This window comes from Micrococcus sp. CS26 (genome assembly GCF_055522295.1).
Genome location: NZ_JBVFVY010000030.1, coordinates 1 through 16,492 on the forward strand (window position 1 = coordinate 1; position 16,492 = coordinate 16,492).

Below are 16,492 nucleotides of genomic sequence, written 5' to 3' on the forward strand. Positions count from 1 at the left end.
TCCGGCGCCGAGGAGGACGCTCTCCCGGGAGATGCGGGTCATCTCCTCCCGGTCCACGACCTTCACCCGCTCCCGCGCCACCGGCCCGGCCCCCGTCGCCCGCGCACCCAAGGACTTCTCATGCTCATCCAGAGCATGCCAACCGGCCCACGTCGTGTACGGCACCTCACGGGACTCGAGCAGCTCGATCACCGACTCCTCCGACGGCTCCTGAGCCCGCCACAGCCCCGGCTCGTCCTCGATCAGATGCTTGATCGTCTCCAGGGAGTCACCCTTGGTGTGCCCGATCAACCCCACCGGGCCCCGCTTGATCCACCCCGAGGCATACAGACCCGGCACCGGGGCGCCGTCCGCGTCCAGCACACGACCCTCCGCGTTCGGGATCACACCGCGCACCTCATCGAACTCCACCCCCTCCACCGGGGACCCGAAATACCCCACCGCCCGGTACACCGCCTGCACCGGATAGTCCACGGTCTCCCCCGTCGGACGGACCCCACCGGAACCGTCCAACTCCATCCGACGCATCCGCAGACCGTCCACCCGGCCGTCCCCGTCCTCGTCCAGGAACTCCTCCGGGGCCTGCAGGAAATGCAGGTGCAGCCGACGCGAGGCGCTCTGCTGACGGTCCTCCTGCTCCATGAGCCAGTTCGTCAACGTGCCCACCATGGTGCGGACCTGGTTGTTCTCCTCGATCGCCTTCTCCGAGGCCGCATCGAAGTCGAAGTCCTCCTCGTACAACACGATGTCCACATCCCGGGAATGCGCCAGCTCCCGCAGCTCCAACGGGGTGAACTTCACCTGCGCCGGCCCACGCCGACCGAAGATGTGCACATCCGTGACCGGGGAGGCGGCCAGGTCCCGGTACACGTTGTCCGGGATCTCGGTGGGCAACAGGTCCTCGGCATGCTTGGACAGGATCCGGGCCACATCCAGGGCCACGTTCCCGTTGCCGATCACCGCCACCTGCGTGGCCTCCAACGGCCAATGCCGCGGCACATCCGGGTGCCCGTCATACCAGGACGCGAAATCCGCGCCACCGAACGAGCCGGCCAACTCCACCCCCGGCACGTCCAGGACAGCGTCGCGCACCGCACCGGTGGAGAACACGATCGCGTCGTAATGCCGACGCAGATCCGCCAGGCTCAGGTCCGTGCCGTAGTCCACATTCCCCAGGAAACGGATGTCCCCGCGGTCCATGACCTTGTGCAGCGCGGTCACGATGCCCTTGATGCGCGGATGGTCCGGGGCCACCCCGTAGCGGATCAGGCCGAACGGGGCCGGGTACCGGTCGAACAGGTCGATGCTGACACGGAAGTCCCGCTCCTCCTTGGTCAGGATGTCCGCCGTGTACACCCCGGCGGGTCCGGCACCGATGATGGCGATGCGCAACGGGCGGTCAGGCCTCGAGGACGAGGGGGTCGGGGTCATGCTCGTGCTCCTTCGGAGGTCGGGTTCAGGGTCGAGATCGGGGCAGGGATGCCGGCCGCCGGCGCGCCGGTGGCGTAAGGGCTCAGGCGCACGACGTCGCCCACGACGATCACGGCGGGGTTCTCCACACCGACGGCGGCCGCCTGCGCGGCGATGGTCTCCACCGTGCCCACGGTGACCCGCTGGTCCGGCATCCAGCCGCGCTCGATGATCGCCACGGGCGTCGCGCCGTCGAAGCCGCGCTCCGTCAGTCGGCGCGCGGTGTCCGCGAGCCGGCGCACGCCCATCAGCAGGACGAGCGTGTGGTCGGCCCGGGTGGGCACTTCGGCCAGCTCTTCGTGGCCGGTCACCAGCGTGAAGCCGGTGGCGACGCCGCGATGGGTGACCGGGATCCCCGCGGCGGCGGGCACCGAGACGGCGCTCGTGACACCGGGGACCACCTCGACGTCGACGCCGTGGGCGCGGCAGTGCGCCGCCTCCTCGCCGCCGCGGCCGAGCACGTACGGGTCGCCGCCCTTGAGCCGGACGACGAGGCGGCCGGCCCGGGCCTCCCGGACCAGGACGGCGTTGATCTCGTCCTGCGTGGCCAGGTGGTTCCCGGGGGCCTTGCCGACCTCGATCACGGGCACCGCCGGGTCCAGCTCGGCCAGGAGGGCGCGCGGGCCCAGCCGGTCGGCGACCACCACGTCGGCCTCCGCGAGCAGCTGTCGGCCGCGCACGGTGATGAGCCCGGAGTCGCCGGGGCCGCCGCCGACGAGGGCCACGCGGCCGGGCTCGGAGGACGCGCGCCGCCGGCGCAGCGGCAGCCGCCCCGTGGACAGGGCGAGGGTGATCGCATCCTTCAGGGCGCGGGCGCGGCGAGGGTCTCCCCCGGCGTTGACGGCCACGGTCACGTCCCCGGCCCGGACGACGGCGGGCGTCCAGGCGGCGGAGGACTCGGCATCGGAGGCGTCGACGCACCAGACGCGGCGGGCCTCGGCGTCGGAGGCCACGGCCCCGTCCACGGCCCGGTCGCCGGTGGCGGTCTGGGCGAACCAGACCCCGTCGAGGTCGGACGGGCGGTAGGGGCGGCGGTGCAGAGTGAGCAGGCCGGCCGCCGCGAGCCGCTCCACCTCCTCCCCCGGCTTCGGGGCCACCACGGTGACGAGCGCGCCGGCGTCGAGGAGGGCACCCACGCGGCGGCCGGCCACGCGCCCGCCGCCCACCATCAGGACGGGCCGGCCGAGCAGACGCAGGGAGGTGGGGTACAGATCGGACGCGGTCATCGCGTGCTCCCTTCCAGCAGCCCGCGGCGGCGCAGCATGCGCCGCTCGACGGGGCCGAATGCGGCCAGTTCGACGAGGACGCCGACGGCCAGGATGGTCAGGACGGCGCAGAGGACGACGGCGAGGTCGGACGCGGCACGTCCCTCGTGGAGCAGGGTCCCGAGTCCCACGCCCATGGGCCCGCCGACGGCGATGATCTCGGCGGCCATGAGGCCTCGCCACGCGAAGGCCCAGCCCTGGCGCAGGCCGGAGACGAAGGCGGGCAGGGCGGCCGGGAGGACCACCAGCAGGGCGGTCTCGAGACGCGAGGCGCCCAGCACCCGGGCCGCGCGACGCAGCTGCGGCGGCACCTGGTCCGTGCCGGTGGTGAGGCCGGCGACCACGGCGGGGACGGCGCCGGTGAGCATCACGAAGTACGCGGTGGCGTCGCTGAGGCCGAACCACAGCACCGCGAGCGGCACCCAGGCCACGTTGGGCAGCACCATCAGGGCCGTGAGCAGCGGGCCGAACGCCCGCCGCAGGACGCCGACCTGTCCGAGCACGAGGCCCAGCCCGACGCCGACGACCACGGCGAGTGCGAAGCCCACGACGGCGCGGCCCACCGACGTCGCCACTGCCTGCTGGACGAGGCCCTGCGCCCACAGCGTCCCGAAGGCCCCGACGACGTCACCGGGACCGGTGATCGGCTCACCGCGCGCACCGGCCAGCCACGCGAAGGCCTGCCAGGTCGCCACGAGCAGGACGACGGCGGCCACCGGGAGCAGGACCCGGCTCCAGTCCCACCCGGCCAGACCCGTCCGACGGGTCGAGTCGACGGCCTGGAGCGCGTCGAGGCCGCTGTCGAGCTCGCGCAGCTCGTCGTCGGTGGCGGCCCCCGGCGCGCGGCCGGGGGCGTCGAGGGTGGGGGTGTCAGTGCGCATGGCGACGGATCTCCTGACCGAGTCGGGCGGTGATGGCGGCCGTGAGGGCGGCCGCGGCGGGCGCGTCGTGGCGGGCGGCCGCGGGCACGTCCCATTCGGCGACGACGCGACCCGGACGTGAGGACAGCAGCAGCACCCGCTGGCCGAGGCGGACGGCCTCGGCCACGTTGTGGGTGACGAACACGACCGTCCGACCGGTCTGCCGCCACACGCGCTCGAGCTCCCCATGCAGCAGGTCGCGGGTGATCGCGTCCAAGGCCGCGAACGGCTCGTCCATGAGCAGCAGGGGGCGGTCCTGGGCGAGGGCCCGGGCCAGGGCGACGCGCTGGCGCATGCCGCCGGAGAGCTGGTGGGGTCGCAGGTCGGCGGCGTCGTCCAGGTGGACGAGGCGCAGCAGCTCCCCGGCACGCTCCCGACGCTCCCCCGCGGCCACACCGGCGAAGCGGAGGGCGAGCTCGATGTTGCCGCGGGCGGTGAGCCACGGGAAGAGGGCGGCGTCCTGGAACATGAACGCGGCCCCCTCCCGGGGGGTCTTGACGACGCCCGCGGTGGGCACCTCGAGCCGGGCGATGATGTTCAGCAGGGTGGACTTGCCGCATCCGGACGCGCCGAGCAGGCAGACGAACTCGCCCGGCTCGATCCGCACGGAGACGTCCTCCAGCACGGGCGTGGGCCCGCCGAAGCTCTTGCCCACGTCCTCCATCACCACTGTCATGACCGCTCCCGTCCCACCGTCGTCATCCGTCTCAGGCCTCGTCGCCGCCGCGCACCATGCCGGCGGCGAGCGTGGCCCCGTCGTGGGGGTCGATCACGAGGAACGCCCCGGTGCGCCGATGCACGGCGTAGGGCTCCACGGGCAGCGGCGCGGCCAGGTGCAGGCGCACCTGTCCGATGTCGTTGAGCCCGAGGGTCTCGGCCGGGTCGAGCCGCAGGGTGTCGAGGTCGAGCCGGCCGGCCACCTCCTGGACGAGCGCCCGGACGACGGCGGTGCCGTGCTTGACGAGGACCTGCTGCCCGACGCGCAGCGGCGCGGCGGAGAGCCAGCACAGCGCGGCGGCCACCTCCGCGGTGGGGCGCGGGGCGGTGTCCGCGGCGGCGATCGTGTCCCCGCGGGCCACGTCCACCTCGTCGGCCAGGCGCAGGACCACCGACTGCGGGGAGGAGGCCTCCTCGAGGGATTCCCCGGCGGCGTCCACGCCCACCACGGTGGTGGTGCGCACCGGCTGCCCCGGGGTGAGGACGGCGACGGCGTCCCCGGGCCGGACGGTGCCCGCCACCACCTGCCCGGCGTAGCCGCGGTAGTCGCGGAAGACCTCAGGGTCGAGGCCGGGGGCCAGGGCGCCCTGGGGGCGCACCACGAGCTGCACCGGGAAGCGGAAGGAGGCCGCGGCGTCGTCCTCGGCGTCCGCCCCGGGCAGGGACTCGAGCAGCTCCATGAGCGTGGGGCCGGTGTACCAGTCCGTCCGCTCGGAGCGGGTGACCACGTTGTCGCCCTGCAGGGCGGACACCGGGACGCTCACCGCGTCGGAGAGGCCGAGCTCCCGGGCCACGCGCCGGACGTCCTCGGCGATCGCGGTGAAGACCTCCTCGGCGTAGTCCACGAGATCGATCTTGTTGACGGCGACGATCACGTGCGGCACCCGCAGCAGGGCCACCACGCTGAGGTGGCGCCGGGTCTGCTCCACCACGCCCTTGCGGGCGTCCACGAGCAGCACGACGGCGTCGGCCGTCGAGGCGCCCGTGACGGTGTTGCGGGTGTACTGCACGTGCCCGGGGCAGTCGGCCAGCACGAAGGTGCGCCGGTCCGTGGCGAAGTACCGGTACGCGACGTCGATCGTGATCCCCTGCTCCCGCTCGGCGCGCAGGCCGTCGGTCAGCAGCGCCAGGTCCAGCCCGCCCTCGGCGCCGCCGAAGCCGCGCTCGGCGGAGGTGCGGGCCACGGCCTCGAGCTGGTCGGCCAGGACGGCCTTGGAGTCGTGCAGGAGGCGGCCCACGAGGGTGGACTTGCCGTCGTCGACCGAGCCGGCCGTGGCCAGGCGGAACAGGGTCCCGGCGGGGGCGCGCCGGTCCAGCAGTGCGGTGCTCATCAGAAGTACCCGTCCTTCTTGCGATCTTCCATGGCCGCCTCGGAGATGCGGTCGTCGGCGCGGGTGGCCCCGCGTTCGGTCAGGGTGGAGGCGGCGACCTCGAGCACGACGTCCTCGACGGTGGCGGCCTCCGAGAGGACGGCGCCGGTGCAGGACATGTCGCCCACCGTGCGGTAGCGCACCGTCCGCGTGGTGACCTCCTCGCCCTCGGCCGGCCGGGAGTGCTCCCCCACGGCGCGCCACATGCCGTCGCGGCGGAAGACCTCCCGCTCGTGCGCGTAGTAGATGGAGGGCAGCTCGATGTCCTCGCGGGCGATGTACCGCCACACGTCCAGCTCGGTCCAGTTGCTGATGGGGAACGCGCGGACGTGCTGGCCGGGGGTGTGACGGCCGTTGTAGAGGTTCCACAGCTCGGGGCGCTGGTTGCGCGGGTCCCACTGGCCGAACGCGTCCCGCAGGCTGATGATCCGCTCCTTGGCCCGCGCCTTGTCCTCGTCACGGCGGCCTCCCCCGAAGACGGCGTCGAACCGGTTGGTCCGGATCGTGTCCAGCAGGGGGGTGGTCTGCAGGGTGTTGCGGGTGCCGTCGGCGCGCTCACGCAGCTCGCCGCGGTCGATGTACTCCTGCACGGAGCCCACCACGAGCCGCAGGCCGAGCCGCTCCACCGTGCGGTCGCGGAACTCGAGGACCTCGGGGAAGTTGTGGCCGGTGTCCACGTGGACCACCGGGAAGGGGATCCTCCCCGGCCAGAAGGCCTTCGCGGCCAGGTGGAGCATCACCACGGAGTCCTTGCCGCCCGAGAAGAGCATGGCGGGGCGCTCGAACTCGGCCACCACCTCGCGGATGATGTGGATCGCCTCGGCCTCCAGGGCGTCCTGGACGTCGGGCCCGGCGGGGCTCACGGTCCCCGGGTCGGGGGCATGGGTGAGGGTCATCGTGTCTCCTTGGTCTGTCTCGGGTGCGGCGCTCAGACGTGGATGCCGCACTCGGTCTTCGCGGTCCCGGCCCAGCGCCCGGCTCGGGGGTCCTCCCCGGGGGCGACGGGGCGGGTGCAGGGACGGCAGCCGATCGACGGGTAGCCGTTCTGCAGGAGCAGGTTCACGGGCACGTCGTGGTCCGTGGCGTAGCCGACCAGGTCGTCGAAGCTCCACGGGGCGACGGGGTTGACCTTGACCATGCCGTGGGCCTCGTCCCAGCCCACCAGCGGGGTGTTCGTGCGCGTCGGCGCCTCGTCCCGGCGGACGCCGGTGAACCACAGGTCGTATCCGGCCAGCGCCCGGTTGAGGGGCTCGACCTTGCGCATCGCGCAGCACAGCCCCGGGTCACGGGCGAACAGGTCCTTGCCGTGGCGCTCGTCCTGCTCGGCCACGGTCAGCTCCGGGAGCACGTCCACCACGGTGACGTCGAGGCGGCGGGCCACCTCGTCGCGCGTCGCGAGGGTCTCGGTGAAGTGGTAGCCGGTCTCCAGGAAGAGGACGTCCACGCCGGGCATCCGCTGCGCCACCAGGTGCGGCAGGACGGCGTCGGCCATGGAGCAGGCCACGGCGGCCCGACGGAGGTCCACGTGGCGGGCGGCCCAGTCGACCACCGCCTCGGCGGGGGCGTCCCAACCGAGCTCGGCGGCGCCGGACTCCGCGAGCGCCTGCAGGCGCTCGAGGTCCTCGGTCGGACGGGTGGGGGGAACGGTGCTCATCGGAGGGCCTCCTCGTCGACTCGGTGCGCCCACCGGGCGAAGGTCTCGCCCGGCTCACGCTGCTCGTCGTACCGGCGGACGACGCGCTCGACGTAGTCGACCAGGCCGTCCGCGCGGACCTTCAGGCCGCGGACGCTGCGTCCGAGGCCGGCCTCGGCGCGGTCCACGGAGGCCAGCCCGCCGCCCAGGTGGACCTGGAAGCCGGGCGTCTGGCCGCCGTCGTCGTCCGGGAGCAGCTGGCCCTTCAGGCCGATGTCCGCGGTCTGGATGCGGGCGCAGGAGTTGGGGCAGCCGTTCACATGCAGGCTCAGCCGCTCGGGGAGGCGGTCGGCGAGGTCGGCCAGGCGCTCCTCGAGCTGGGCGATCGCGGCGGTGGCGGTGTCCTTCGTGTCCACGATGGCGAGCTTGCAGAACTCCAGGCCCGTGCAGGCGATGGTGGAGCGGCGGAACACGGACGGCTCCGGGTCCAGTCCCAGCTCCTTCAGGCCGGCGACGACGGCGTCCACCCGGTCCCGCTCCACGTCCAGCACCACGACCTTCTGGTGGGGGGTGGTGCGCAGCCGCGTGGAGCCGTGGGCCTCGAGCAGGTCAGCGAGGGCGGTGAGGGTGGTGCCGCTGGAGCGGCCGACGACGGGGGCGGCGCCGATGTAGAAGCGGCCGTCCTTCTGCTCGTGGACCCCCACGTGGTCGCCGGGGCGGGTGGGCGGGGCCGGGGCGGGGCCGTCGGGCAGGGCGTAGCCGAGGTACTCCTCCTCCAGCACGGTGCGGAACCTCTCCGGCCCCCAGTCCTCGAGCAGGTACTTCATGCGGGCCTTGTTGCGCAGGCGCCGGTAGCCGTAGTCACGGAAGATGCTCACGACGGCGTGCCACACCTCGGGGGCGCGCTCGGCCGAGACGAAGGCGCCGACCCGGTCGGCCAGGCGGGCCTTCGTGGACAGGCCGCCGCCGACCCACAGGTCGTAGCCGGGGCCCAGCTCGGGGTGCACCACGCCGATCAGGGAGACGTCGTTGATCTCGTGGACCACGTCCTGGGAGGGATGTCCGGTGATGGCGGTCTTGAACTTGCGGGGCAGGTTGGAGATCTCGAGGTCGCCGATCCAGCGGTCCGCGATCTCCCGGATCACGGGCGTGGGGTCGATGATCTCGTCCGCGGCGATCCCGGCCACCGGTGAGCCGAGGATCACGCGCGGCACGTCGCCGCAGGCCTCGGTGGTGGACAGGCCCACGGACTCCAGGCGCCGCCAGATCTCGGGGACGTCCTCGACGCGGATCCAGTGCAGCTGGACGTTCTGCCGGTCCGTGATGTCCGCGGTGTCACGGCCGAAGTCGGTGGAGATCCCGCCGATCACGCGCAGCTGCTCGGTGGTGAGGTCGCCGCCGTCGATGCGCACGCGCAGCATGAAGTAGCGGTCCTCGAGTTCGTGGGGCTCCAGGGTGGCGGTCTTGCCGCCGTCGATCCCCTGCCGGCGCTGGGTGTACAGGCCCCACCAGCGGAAGCGGCCGTGCAGGTCGTCCGAGGGGATCGAGTCGAAGCCCTCCCGGGCGTAGACCTGCTCGATGCGCTCGCGGACGTTCAGGCCGTCGTCCTGCTGCTTGAACTCCTCGTTGTGGTTCAGGGGGGTGGTCCCGTCCACCTTCCACTGGCCGTGCGGCTTGGCGGAGGGACGGCGCGGGGTGCGCGCCGGCCTCGACGTCTCGTTCACCTGGGTCATGGCCGCCACGCTAGGAACCCGGCATGCCGACCCCAAGATCGTCGACGCGGTTCGTCACGTTCCCGGGGCCGGCCCGCGGTCGGGGCCCGGCCCAGCCCCGGCCGTGTGACGAGCGGCTCAGCGGCCTCCGGCGGCTCCCCTCGGGGCCTCGGCGAGGGCGGACCGCAGCCGGTCCAGGGCGATCCGCGCCACCAGCGGATGCGGCAGCAGGGGGTCGGTGACCGCGTCCGCGCCGCTCTCGCCGAGTCGGTCGTGGAAGTGCCCGGGGGCCAAGAGGTGGGCGGCCACCACGGCGCGACGGCCGGCGGCGCGCACCCGGGAGACGGCGTCGGGCACACGGGGGGTGGCCGCCGCCCCGAACGCCGCGGTCACGGGCAGTCCCGTGGCCCGGGCCAGGGCCCCGGCCAGGGCGTGCACCTGGGCCTGGCCGTCCGCGGCGCGGGTGCCGGCCGCCGCCAGGATGACCTCCGATGTCGCGGCCTCACCGGCCGGCACCGCCTGGGCCACCCGTTCGGCCAGAACGGTCACCAGGCGCGGCTCGACGTCGTCCCCGGCCCCGGCCAGCGGTGCGGCGGCGATCGTGTCGGGTCGGGCGGCCGCGGCGTGGTGGATGTCGTGGTGGACGTGATGGCCCAGGGACAGCAGCAGCGGCACGATCACGGCCGGCTCCCCCGGGGGCAGGGCCGCCACGACCTCGTCGAGGGAGGGGCTCTGCACGTCCACGTAGGCCTCGTGGACCTGGGCGCCCGGCCCCTCGGCGGCCAGGAGGGCCGCCAGGTCGGCACGGAGGCCGTCGATCACGACGCGGCCGGCCGCGTCGTGCGTGCCGTGGGCGCAGGCGATCACGTGCAGCACGGGCGCGCTCATGCCGAGCCCACCGCGTCGGCCCACACGTTCTGCGGCCCGCCGCTCACCGGCGGATTACCTTGTGCTGGGCAGCCTGGGCGACCGGCCGCATCACGATCTGATCCAGGTTCACGTGGTGGGGCAGCTCGACGGCGTGGACGCACACCTCGGCGACGTCCTCGGCGGTGAGCGGCTTCTCCACGCCCGCGTACACGGCGTCCGCGGCGGACTGGTCGCCGCCCAGGCGGTTGCGGGAGAACTCCTCGGTGTGGACCATGCCCGGGAGCACCTCGATCACCCGCACGTTGTGCTCGGCCTCCTCCAGGCGCAGCGCGCCGGTGAGCCCGTGCTGGCCCATCTTCGCGGCGTTGTAGCCGGCGCCGCCCTCGTAGGCGGTGACGGCGGCGGTCGAGGTCAGGTTGAGCACGGTGCCCTCGCCGTGGGCGCGGAGCATGGGCAGGAACGCCTGGCACATCGTCAGGGTGCCGAGCACGTTGACGCGGTACATCCACTCCCAGTCGGCGCGGTCGCCCACGCCCACGGCGTCCGTGCCGCGCGCGCCGCCGGCGATGTTGACGAGGGTGTCGGCGCCGCCGTCGGCCTCGACGCGCGAGGCCAGCGCGGCGACGGCGGCCTCGTCCGTGACGTCCAGGGGGGCGGGGACGACGTCGCCGCTCACGCCCTCGGCCCGGGCGTCGGCAGCGAGGGTCTCGAGGCGCTCGGCCCGGCGGCCGACGGCGTACACGCGCCAACCGCGGCGGGCGAGCTCGAGGGCCGTGGCGCGGCCGATGCCGCTCGTGGCCCCCGTCACGACGGCGGCGCGGGCGGGGTTCTTCGCAGGTTCATGGGTGTGGCTCACGCCTCCGACCGTAGCCGAGCCGTGCCGTTCGGAGCACCGCCCGGATCACCTCCTCCAGGTCGACCGACTGGAAGGGCGGGACGTCCCGGGCGTCGTCGCAGGCCCGGCCCGCCGCCCCGGTCATGGGAGGATGGCGGGCATGGCTGAGAACACGCAGGGCACAGACACGCCCATCGACGCATCGACCCCGTCCACCCCCGCCGCCGTGGCCGTGCCGGACAAGCCGGCCCTCGAGGGCCTCGAGGAGAAGCTGACCGCCCGCTGGGCCGACGAGCGCACCTACGCGTTCGACACGCAGACCACCCGCGAGCAGGTCTACTCGATCGACACTCCCCCGCCGACCGCCTCCGGCTCGCTGCACGTGGGCCACGTCTTCTCCTACACGCAGACCGACGTGCTCGCCCGCTACCAGCGCATGAACGGCAAGAACGTGTTCTACCCGATGGGCTGGGACGACAACGGCCTGCCCACCGAGCGCCGCGTGCAGAACTACTACGGCGTCCGCTGCGACCCGGCCAAGCCGTACGTGGAGGGCTACCGCCCGCCGGAGAAGCCGGCGAAGAACCAGCGCGACTGGGACGTGATCTCCCGCAAGAACTTCATCGAGCTCTGCGAGGAGCTCGCCGTCGAGGACGAGAAGGTCTTCGAGGACCTCTTCACCCGCCTCGGCCTGTCCGTCGACTGGGACATGACCTACCGGACCATCGACGACGTCTCCCGCGCCGTCTCCCAGCGCGCCTTCCTGGCCGGCATCGCCTCGGGCGACGCCTACCTGGCCGAGGCCCCCACCATGTGGGACGTGACCTTCCGCACCGCCGTGGCCCAGGCCGAGCTCGAGGACCGCGAGGTCCCCGGCGCCTACCACCGCTACGCCTTCACCGCTGCGGACGGCGAGCAGGTCTTCATCGAGACCACCCGCCCCGAGCTGCTGGCCTCCTGCTCCGGCCTGGTCGCCCACCCGGACGACGAGCGCTACCAGCACCTGTTCGGCACGACCGTCACCTCCCCGCTGTACGGCGTGGAGGTCGAGGTCTTCCCGCACCCGCTGGCCAAGCCGGACAAGGGCTCCGGCATCGCCATGGTCTGCACCTTCGGCGATCTCAACGACGTCACCTGGTGGCGCGAGCTGCAGCTGCCGACCCGCACCCTGATCGGCCGTGACGGCCGCTTCGCCGCCGACACCCCCGAGTGGATCACCACGGACGCCGGCCGGCAGGCCTATGCGGACACCGTGGCCGGCAAGACCGTGTTCTCCGCCAAGCAGGGTGTGGTGGACGCCCTCACCGCGGCCGGCCTGCTGGACGGAGAGCCGAAGAAGATCATGCACGCCGTGAACTTCTACGAGAAGGGCGACAAGCCGCTCGAGGTCGTCACCTCCCGCCAGTGGTACATCCGCAACGGCGGCCGCGACGCCGACCGCCGCGCGGAGCTGATCGAGCGCGGCCGCGAGCTCTCCTGGCACCCGGAGCACATGCGCCACCGCTACGAGAACTGGGTCGAGGGCCTCAACGGTGACTGGCTCGTCTCCCGCCAGCGCTTCTTCGGGGTGCCGATCCCGGTCTGGTACCCGCTGGACGCGGAGGGCGAGCCCGACTATGAGAACCCGATCCTCCCGGCCGACGAGCAGCTCCCCGTGGACCCGGCCGCCGAGGCCGCCCCGGGCTACTCCGAGGACCAGCGCGACGTCCCCGGCGGCTTCACCGGCGACCCGGACGTCCTGGACACCTGGGCCACCTCCTCGCTGACCCCGCAGATCGTGGGCCGCTGGTCCCGTGACGAGGCGTTCTTCAACAACGTCTTCCCGTTCGATCTGCGCCCGCAGGGCCACGACATCATCCGCACCTGGCTGTTCTCCACCGTGGTGCGCGCCCACGCCCTCAACGGCTCCGTGCCGTGGACGGACACCGCGCTCTCCGGCTGGATCCTCGACCCGGACCGCAAGAAGATGTCCAAGTCCAAGGGCAACGTGGTGGTCCCGACCGACATCCTGGACCAGTTCGGCTCGGACGCCGTCCGCTACTGGGCCGCCTCGGCCCGCCTCGGCGCGGACACCGCCTACGAGGTGGCGCAGATGAAGATCGGCCGCCGCCTGGCCATCAAGCTGCTCAACGCCGCCAAGTTCGTGCTGAACCTGGGCGCCACGCAGGACGCCGTCATCCGCACGGCCGACGACGCCGCGGCCGTCACCAACCCGCTGGACGCCTCCCTGCTGGCGCGCCTCGCGGCCACCGTGGAGCAGGCGACCCGCGCGTTCGAGGCCTACGACTACGCGCGTGCCCTCAACGTGACCGAGCAGTTCTTCTGGGCCTTCACGGACGACTACGTGGAGCTCGTGAAGGACCGTGCCTACGGTGGCCACGGCGAGGCCGAGCAGGCCTCGGTGGTGACCACGCTGGCCACCACCCTGGACGCCCTGCTGCGTCTGCTGGCCCCGTTCCAGCCGTTCGCCACCGAGGAGGTGTGGAGCTGGTGGCGCGCCGGCTCCGTGCACACCGCCGCGTGGCCGGGCGCCGCGGACGAGGTGGCGGCCCTGTCCTTCGCCGCCTCCGCCGGTGACGCCGAGGTCCTGCCCACCGTGGCGCAGGTCCTGGGCGGCGTCCGCAAGGCGAAGTCCGAGGCCAAGGTGAAGCAGCGGACCGAGGTGCGCTCCGCCGTGGTGACCGGGCCGGCCGACTGGCTCGAGAAGCTGCGCGGCGGCCTGGCGGACCTCAAGGCGGCAGGCAACATCGCGGACCTGTCCCTCACGCAGGGCGAGGCCGGCGAGTCCGCGCCCCTGACCGTCTCCGACGTGCAGCTCGCACCGGCCGAGGACGACTGATCCGCGCCGCGCGCTCCCTGCAGGTGTCTCGGGAGCACACGCGGCACGACGACGGCCCCGTCGCCCATCACGGGCGGCGGGGCCGTCGTCGCGTCCGTGCCGCGGGCCCGAGTCTGCCGTCAGCGTGGGATGTTCGTGGCCCGGATCCGGTAGGGCACAGCGCACGTCGGACAGTCCGCCGCCGGATCGGAGTTCGTCGGGAGGCGGCCCTCCCGGGGGTGTCGTGGTGCACCTCCTGGTCGTGCTCTTGCCGCATGTCGCAGTGCGGTCACCGCGGCGGGGGTGGACACTGAGAGGATGAGACCCACACCCGATCCCGCCCCGGCCGGCCGCCGCGCCTGCGACTCCTCCGCCCGGCGGATGTCCGCCGCCCTCGCCGCCATGGGCGTGCTCCACTTCGTCCGACCCGAACCCTTCGACGGGCTGATCCCGCCGTTCCTGCCCGGCTCGGCCCGCGCGTGGACCCACGGCTCCGGCGTGGCCGAGCTGGCCGTGGCGGGTCTGCTGGCCGTTCCGCACACCCGGCGCGCGGGCGGACGCGCCGCGCAGGCGCTCTTCCTCGGCGTGTGGCCCGGCAATGCGTGGATGGCCTGGCAGTGGCGACGCCGGCCCTGGCCGGCGCAACTGGTCTCCCTCGGGCGGCTGCCCCTGCAGGTCCCCCTGATCCGCGCGGCCGGCCGGGTGGCGCGCCGCTGACCCCCGCCGCCCCGCGCCCCCGACGACGCCGGCCCCACACCTTCGCGCTGAAGGTGTGGGGCCGGTCTCGTGCGAGCCGGGGGCTCAGTCGAACTGCGGATCCGTGGTGCGGGCCCGCTTGATCTCGTAGAAGTACGGGAAGTCGGCCAGGGCGACGGCGCCGTCGAAGATGCGGCCCGCCTCCTCTCCGCGCGGGATGCGGGTCATCACGGGACCGAAGAAGGCGGTGCCGTTGAACGCCACGACGGGCGTGCCGACGTCGTTGCCCACGAGGTCCTCGGCCTCCTTCTGGCTGGCGCGCAGCTGCTCGTCGGCCACGTCGGTGCGGGCGGCGTCCAGGATGTCCGCGTCGTGGCCGAGCTCCTCGAGGGCCTCGGCCACCACGGCCTCGTAGTCCGTGCGGCCCTGCTCGTGGATGCGGGTGCCGACCGCGCTGTACCACGGGCCGAGCGCCTCGGCGCCGTGCCGCTCGCGCACCTGCACGGCGGCGCGGGCCGGCAGCCAGGCCTTCTCGAGGCGGGCCAGGTAGTCGGGGTCCAGGTCGCGGCCCTCGTTCAGGACGGCGAGCGACATGATTTTGAAGACCACCCGCACGTCGCGCACCTTCTGGACCTCCAGGATCCACCGGGAGGTGATCCAGGCGAACGGGCATGTGGCGTCGAAGTAGAACTCGACGGTGGGCTGCTGCGTGGTGTCGGTCATGCTGTGCTCCTTGCGGTCAGGGAGCCGTCTCGGCTCCGGTCGGTCCTGCTGGGCGACGGCGATCAGGCGCTCCGGCCGCGTCGACGTCGTTCCACCTCGGCCGGGATGAGCGTGGGCTCGGCCTCGCCGCGCACCACGTCCCCGGAGATGACGACCGTGCCCACGTCCGAGCGGGAGGGCAGCTCGAACATCACGGGCTTGAGGACGTTCTCCATGATGGAGCGCAGGCCGCGGGCGCCGGTGCCGCGGGCCTCGGCCTGGGCGACGACGGCGTCCAGGGCGTCCTGCTCGAACTCGAGCTCCACGCCGTCCATGAGGAACATCTTCTGGTACTGCTTGAGCAGGGCGTTCTTCGGTTCGGTCAGCACCCGCACGAGCTGTTCGTGCGTGAGGTCCTCGACGGTGGTGATCACGGGCAGGCGGCCGATGAACTCGGGGATGAGGCCGAACTTCAGCAGGTCCTCCGGCCGCACGTCCGCGTAGGTGACGTCCCCCGCGCCCAGGTGGTTCAGGGGCGCGCCGAACCCGATGCCCTTGCGGCCGGCGCGGGAACCGATGATCTCGTCCAGGCCCGCGAACGCGCCCGCCACGATGAACAGCACGTTGGACGTGTCGATCTGCAGGAACTCCTGGTGCGGGTGCTTGCGCCCGCCCTGCGGCGGCACCGACGCCACCGTGCCCTCGAGGATCTTCAGCAGGGCCTGCTGCACGCCCTCGCCGGAGACGTCCCGGGTGATGGAGGGGTTCTCGGACTTCCGCGAGATCTTGTCGATCTCGTCGATGTAGATGATGCCCTGCTCGGCCTTCTTCACGTCGTAGTCCGCGGCCTGGATGAGCTTGAGGAGGATGTTCTCCACGTCCTCGCCCACATAGCCGGCCTCGGTGAGGCTCGTGGCGTCCGCGACCGCGAACGGGACGTTGAGCCGCCGGGCGAGGGTCTGCGCGAGATACGTCTTGCCGGAGCCGGTGGGGCCGACCATGAGGATGTTCGACTTGCCGACCTCGACGTCCGCGAGGTCGTCCCGCTCGGTGAGGCGGTCGGCCAGGTCACCGCTCCGCGCCTGCGGCCCACGCACGCGCTTGTAGTGGTTGTACACGGCGACGGCGAGGGAACGCTTGGCCGCCTCCTGGCCGATCACGAAGCTCTCGAGGTGGTCGAAGATCTCCTGCGGGGTGGGCAGGACGGTCTCGTCCGCCTCCGCCGCCTCGCCGAGCTCCTCCTCGATGATCTCGTTGCACAGCTCGATGCACTCGTCGCAGATGTAGACACCCGGGCCGGCGATGAGCTTGCGCACCTGCTTCTGGCTCTTCCCGCAGAACGAGCATTTCAGCAGGTCAGCGCTCTCTCCGATACGCGCCATGGTGGTACTCCTCGAGGGCCGGGCGGAGACGTCCGCCCCGCGCGGGCGGCGTCGCTGTCAGATTCCGTCCAGCATACGACCGTGGACGGACACGTTAAGGGA

General features: G+C 73.0%; 14 protein-coding genes. 2 read left to right on the forward strand and 12 right to left on the reverse strand.

Going from position 1 to position 16,492, the window contains the following annotated elements:
* The 10 genes from ACZ1IK_RS10315 to ACZ1IK_RS10360 form a co-directional block, all read right to left on the reverse strand.
* On the reverse strand, nucleotides 1–1,431 hold a 1,431-nt coding region (locus ACZ1IK_RS10315), incomplete at its 3' end, for an FAD-dependent oxidoreductase (RefSeq protein WP_465098495.1).
* On the reverse strand, nucleotides 1,428–2,696 hold the full coding sequence (gene cobA / locus ACZ1IK_RS10320) for a uroporphyrinogen-III C-methyltransferase (protein ID WP_257746632.1): 1,269 nt from the start codon (nucleotides 2,694–2,696) through the stop codon (nucleotides 1,428–1,430). The genes cobA and ACZ1IK_RS10315, both read right to left, overlap by 4 nt.
* On the reverse strand, nucleotides 2,693–3,616 hold the full coding sequence (locus ACZ1IK_RS10325) for an ABC transporter permease (RefSeq protein ID WP_396717369.1): 924 nt from the start codon (nucleotides 3,614–3,616) through the stop codon (nucleotides 2,693–2,695). The genes cobA and ACZ1IK_RS10325 overlap by 4 nt, the downstream gene beginning before the upstream one ends.
* On the reverse strand, nucleotides 3,606–4,331 hold the full coding sequence (locus ACZ1IK_RS10330; protein ID WP_206481586.1) for an ABC transporter ATP-binding protein: 726 nt from the start codon (nucleotides 4,329–4,331) through the stop codon (nucleotides 3,606–3,608). The genes ACZ1IK_RS10325 and ACZ1IK_RS10330 overlap by 11 nt, the downstream gene beginning before the upstream one ends.
* A 31-nt stretch (nucleotides 4,332–4,362) precedes the next feature.
* Nucleotides 4,363–5,703: a sulfate adenylyltransferase subunit 1 gene (locus ACZ1IK_RS10335; RefSeq protein WP_041104782.1), complete on the reverse strand. Its 1,341-nt coding sequence runs from the start codon at nucleotides 5,701–5,703 to the stop codon at nucleotides 4,363–4,365.
* Nucleotides 5,703–6,638, reverse strand: coding sequence for a sulfate adenylyltransferase subunit CysD (gene cysD / locus ACZ1IK_RS10340; protein WP_465098496.1), 936 nt, complete (start codon nucleotides 6,636–6,638; stop codon nucleotides 5,703–5,705). The genes ACZ1IK_RS10335 and cysD overlap by 1 nt, the downstream gene beginning before the upstream one ends.
* Before the next feature lie 32 nt (nucleotides 6,639–6,670).
* Nucleotides 6,671–7,396, reverse strand: coding sequence for a phosphoadenylyl-sulfate reductase (locus ACZ1IK_RS10345; protein WP_049146121.1), 726 nt, complete (start codon nucleotides 7,394–7,396; stop codon nucleotides 6,671–6,673).
* A complete protein-coding gene (locus ACZ1IK_RS10350; RefSeq protein WP_465098497.1) occupies nucleotides 7,393–9,108 on the reverse strand; it encodes a nitrite/sulfite reductase in 1,716 nt (571 codons plus the stop codon). The genes ACZ1IK_RS10345 and ACZ1IK_RS10350 overlap by 4 nt, the downstream gene beginning before the upstream one ends.
* A gap of 117 nt (nucleotides 9,109–9,225) precedes the next feature.
* On the reverse strand, nucleotides 9,226–9,975 hold the full coding sequence (locus ACZ1IK_RS10355) for a sirohydrochlorin chelatase (RefSeq protein WP_144818413.1): 750 nt from the start codon (nucleotides 9,973–9,975) through the stop codon (nucleotides 9,226–9,228).
* A gap of 43 nt (nucleotides 9,976–10,018) precedes the next feature.
* Nucleotides 10,019–10,813, reverse strand: a complete 795-nt coding sequence (locus ACZ1IK_RS10360; protein ID WP_144818411.1) for an SDR family oxidoreductase — start codon at nucleotides 10,811–10,813, stop codon at nucleotides 10,019–10,021.
* Nucleotides 10,814–10,952: 139 nt separating this feature from the next.
* Between ACZ1IK_RS10360 and valS the strand changes: the two genes are divergently transcribed.
* The gene (valS, locus tag ACZ1IK_RS10365) at nucleotides 10,953–13,631 is read left to right on the forward strand and encodes a valine--tRNA ligase (RefSeq protein ID WP_144818409.1); all 2,679 of its coding nucleotides are present in this window, start codon (nucleotides 10,953–10,955) and stop codon (nucleotides 13,629–13,631) included.
* Between the two features lie 360 nt (nucleotides 13,632–13,991).
* Nucleotides 13,992–14,327, forward strand: a complete 336-nt coding sequence (locus ACZ1IK_RS10370; protein ID WP_144818471.1) for a DoxX family protein — start codon at nucleotides 13,992–13,994, stop codon at nucleotides 14,325–14,327.
* A gap of 84 nt (nucleotides 14,328–14,411) precedes the next feature.
* On the opposite strand, the gene ACZ1IK_RS10375 is transcribed toward ACZ1IK_RS10370, so the two are convergent.
* Both ACZ1IK_RS10375 and clpX read right to left on the reverse strand, forming a co-directional pair.
* Nucleotides 14,412–15,029, reverse strand: coding sequence for a mycothiol-dependent nitroreductase Rv2466c family protein (locus ACZ1IK_RS10375; RefSeq protein WP_465098498.1), 618 nt, complete (start codon nucleotides 15,027–15,029; stop codon nucleotides 14,412–14,414).
* 62 nt (nucleotides 15,030–15,091) lie between these two features.
* Nucleotides 15,092–16,390, reverse strand: a complete 1,299-nt coding sequence (clpX, locus tag ACZ1IK_RS10380) for an ATP-dependent Clp protease ATP-binding subunit ClpX (RefSeq protein ID WP_060775624.1) — start codon at nucleotides 16,388–16,390, stop codon at nucleotides 15,092–15,094.
* Nucleotides 16,391–16,492 lie beyond the last annotated feature (102 nt).